Source organism: Craterilacuibacter sp. (genome assembly GCF_051659485.1).
In the GTDB taxonomy this organism is placed as follows: Bacteria; Pseudomonadota; Gammaproteobacteria; order Burkholderiales; family Chromobacteriaceae; genus Craterilacuibacter.
In genome coordinates this window covers 1-3,494 of sequence record NZ_JBOFOO010000423.1, presented here as the reverse complement: position 1 = coordinate 3,494, position 3,494 = coordinate 1, and the positions used below count along the sequence as shown (strand labels likewise).

The window sequence follows — 3,494 nt, the reverse complement described above, 5'->3', positions numbered from 1 at the left end:
TCCGGCCAAGCGGGACGCGCAGATCAGTGCGTATGGCTCCGGCCCGGTGCCGCATCCATTGTCAGCAATGTGCTGCTGCCTTACGCTAAAAAAACCGCCATCCATAAATGGATAGCGGTTTTTTTGCATGGCACGCCCTTAGCGCGGCAAACGGGCTTTCCTCATGCCGTTCAGGCTTGAGGAAAGCGGGCGTTTTTATTCATCCACCGGCTTGCCTGCTGCTGCCTCGGCTTCGCGTCGTGCCTTTTCGGCGAAGTAATACGCTCGGCGCGCTTCCTTGGCCTCCAGCCGTTCGGCACGCTCTGCCGCCAGACGCTCGTTTTCTTCCCGGTTCAGCTCGGCTTCTATCGCTTCGCGCTCGGCACGGGCGGCCATTGACGCCGCCTTGGCCGCAGCACGCTCGGCCTCTTCGGCCGCAGCCATGGCCGCCAGCTGTTCGCGGGTCTTGCACGGACCGGTTTTTTCAAACCAGGCGATACTCTCGACGTGTGCGGTGTGCGGGAACATATTGATGATGCCGGCCGCCTTGAGGGTATACCCCTTGGTATTGACCAGTACGCCAGCGTCACGCGCCAGTGTGGACGGACTGCACGACACATAAATGATGCGCTGCGGAGCACTGTCGTCACTCAGCGCCTGGCATAGCTGCACCGCACCATCGCGTGGCGGGTCGATCAGCATCTTGTCGAACTTGCCCAGGCCGGCAAAGCTTTCTTCAGTCACATCAAACAGGTTGGCCATCTCGTAGCTGACCTTGTCCTGCAGCCCGTTATGGGTCGCGTTTTCGACTGCACGCTTAACCAGCGCCTGACTGCCTTCCATGCCGTGCACGCTGGCACCGGAGCGGGCTATCGGCAGGGTGAAGTTGCCGATGCCGCAGAACATATCGGCAATACGCTCGCCCGGCTGCGGATCCAGCATGCGCAAGGCACGGCTGACCATCACGTTATTGATTGCCGGGTTGACCTGAGTGAACTCGGTCGGGTAGTACGGCATCTCGACCGCGAAATCATCCAGACGGTAAGTCAGTTTGGGCGTATCCAGCGGGCACAGCGGATAGCAGGTTTCCGGCCCTTTGGGTTGCAGCCAGACTTGCAGCGGGCGCACCTTGCCGTGTTCATCGGCAAAGGCCTTGAACAGGGCTTCATCGGCCGGGGTGATCGCATCCATATTACGGAACACCAGCACGTCCACCTCGGCGCCACCGGCGAACTCGATCTGCGGCATACGGTCGCGGATCGACAGTTTGCCTATCAGCGCGCGCATCGGCAGCAGCAAAGCCGAGATATGCGGTGGCAGCACATGGCACTCGCGCATATCGACGACAAAGCGCGAACGCTTTTCGTGAAAACCCACCAGTACCTCATCTTTTTTTGCCACCCAGCGCGCCGACAAACGGGCACGCTGACGGTAGCCCCACGGCTGGCCGGCAATCGGTGTCAGCACCCGCTCGGGCGTCACCTTGCCGATACGTGCCAGATTGTCTTCCAGCACGCGCTGCTTGACCGCGACTTGGGCGGTGAACTCCATATGCTGCATCGAGCAGCCGCCACACACGCCGAAGCTAGGGCAGCGCGGCTCGGTGCGCATAAAGCTTTCTTTCACCACCCGCACCGTGTCGGCGTTCTCATAGCTGCTTTTGCTGCGGTAGCTGCGATATTCAACGGTTTCGTACGGCAGCGCGCCATCGATGAACAGGGTCTTGCCATTTACATGGGCAACGCCGCGACCTTCATAGTCGAGCGACTCAATCTGGGCCAAGGCCGGGGTATCAGACATTATTTTGGTAATCAAATCAAAGCGAAGGCGGCGATTTTCTCAGAAACGCGGCACAAACGCACGCTTACCCCGTTTGGGAGGCGCAAAGCTGCGGCCGTTGACGGGTGCTTCTGCTAAAATCCGGAGCTAACAGCCTGATATCAACCAAGCAAATATAACGATGAAGCGACTATCCGGCCTATCCGGCTTTTTACTCCTGCTGTCCGTGTCCGCCATGGCGAGTGCCATCCCGCAACCCGACGTCGCAGTGCAGGAAACCGGCACACATGTGGTGATCAACCTGCCACAAACCCGCTTATTCCTGTTTCAGGATGGTGTGCTGCAGGACAGTTTCCCGGTGGCAGTCGGCAAGATGCTGACGCGCACACCGGTGGGCGAGTATGCCATTACCGGTATTTACCGTAATCCGGCCTGGCATGTACCGCGCTCGATTCAGGAAGAAATGCGCAAAAAAGGCAAGCCGGTCGAAACCGTAGTGCCACCGGGGCCGGACAATCCGCTAGGGCCGGTATTTATCCGCTTTGGCGAGAGCAAACTGGGCCTCGGTATACACGGCACCAATGCGCCATCCAGCGTGCCCGGTTTTCGCAGTCATGGCTGCGTGCGCATGAAGAGCGAACAGGCGCTGCTGCTATCCAATATTGTCCCCAAGGGCGCAGCGGTGTCTGTCACCTACCAGACTATTTTGCTGTCGCAAGATGAAGCCGGCGAACTGTGGCTGACGGCGTTCAAGGACAGATACCAGAATAATGATGTCGCGATGCCGCAACTGGCCGAGGCGCTCCTGAGCTGGCAAGACGAGCAACAGCGCGCAGTTCATGGTCAGCGCGTCAATCAGGCACTGAACCTGCGCACGGGTAAACCGGTGTGTCTGACCTGCCGGAAGCCCAGCGAGGCACGCATCAGCGGGGCCCTTAATGCCGTTTCCTGGCGCGCGCAGCAGCCGACGGAGCAGCCGCTGCCCGCACCTGCCGCCGAACCGGTAATGGAACCGGTGCCGGAAGATAGCAGCGCACCGCTGGCATCAAAACGCAAAGCCCAGCCGGCCTGATTCAGTCACTACCTTCGGCGGCTTCACAGGCCAGCACCGCAAAACGCAATAGTGCGCGCTCGTAAGCCGGCGTCCACGGATAACAGCACGACAGGCGCACGCAATTATTAAAGCGCCCGCGTGCCGAGTACAGCGCGCCCGGCGCGACAGTAATCCCCTCGGCCAGCGCCCGCTGGAACAGCGCCAGCGTATCGACGCCCTTGGGAAGCTCCACCCATAGCAAACACCCGCCCGAAGGCGAGGTGGCACGCGTACCCGGCGGAAAATGGGTCGCCACTGCCGAACGCAGCTTTTCCATCTGCGCCATAAACTGGCGCCGCAAAAAACGCAGGTGGTGATCGAAACCGCCGCTTTCCAGATATTCGGCCAGCGTTTCCTCCAGCAGGCGCGGCTGGCCCAGCGAACCGGCAATTTTCAGCCGCATCACTTGATGCAAGAAGCGCCCCGGCGCAATCCAGCCGATACGAAACCCCGGCGCCAGCGTCTTGCTGAAACTGGAACACAACAGCACCCAGCCGTCCTTGTCATAGGACTTCACCGAATCCGGCGGTGCCGCGCCATAGAACAGGTCGGCATGCGGCGTATCTTCTATCAGCGGAATCCGGTACTCATTCACCAGCGTCGCCAGTCGCTGGCGCGCCTCCGGCGGCATGCTGGCCCCCAG

General features: G+C 60.4%; 3 protein-coding genes. 1 reads left to right on the top strand and 2 read right to left on the bottom strand.

From position 1 onward, the window contains the following. Positions 1–195: 195 nt before the first annotated feature. Positions 196–1,779 carry a 23S rRNA (uracil(1939)-C(5))-methyltransferase RlmD gene (rlmD, locus tag ACRC1E_RS14245; protein WP_438515763.1) on the bottom strand — a complete coding sequence of 528 codons (1,584 nt, stop codon included), beginning with the start codon at positions 1,777–1,779 and terminating at the stop codon, positions 196–198. Between the two features lie 160 nt (positions 1,780–1,939). Between rlmD and ACRC1E_RS14240 the strand changes: the two genes are divergently transcribed. Then, positions 1,940–2,830 carry a L,D-transpeptidase gene (locus tag ACRC1E_RS14240; protein ID WP_438515762.1) on the top strand — a complete coding sequence of 297 codons (891 nt, stop codon included), beginning with the start codon at positions 1,940–1,942 and terminating at the stop codon, positions 2,828–2,830. Between the two features lies 1 nt (position 2,831). On the opposite strand, the gene ACRC1E_RS14235 is transcribed toward ACRC1E_RS14240, so the two are convergent. Then, the coding region (locus tag ACRC1E_RS14235) for a PLP-dependent aminotransferase family protein (protein WP_438515760.1) at positions 2,832–3,494 on the bottom strand (663 nt) is incomplete at its 5' end.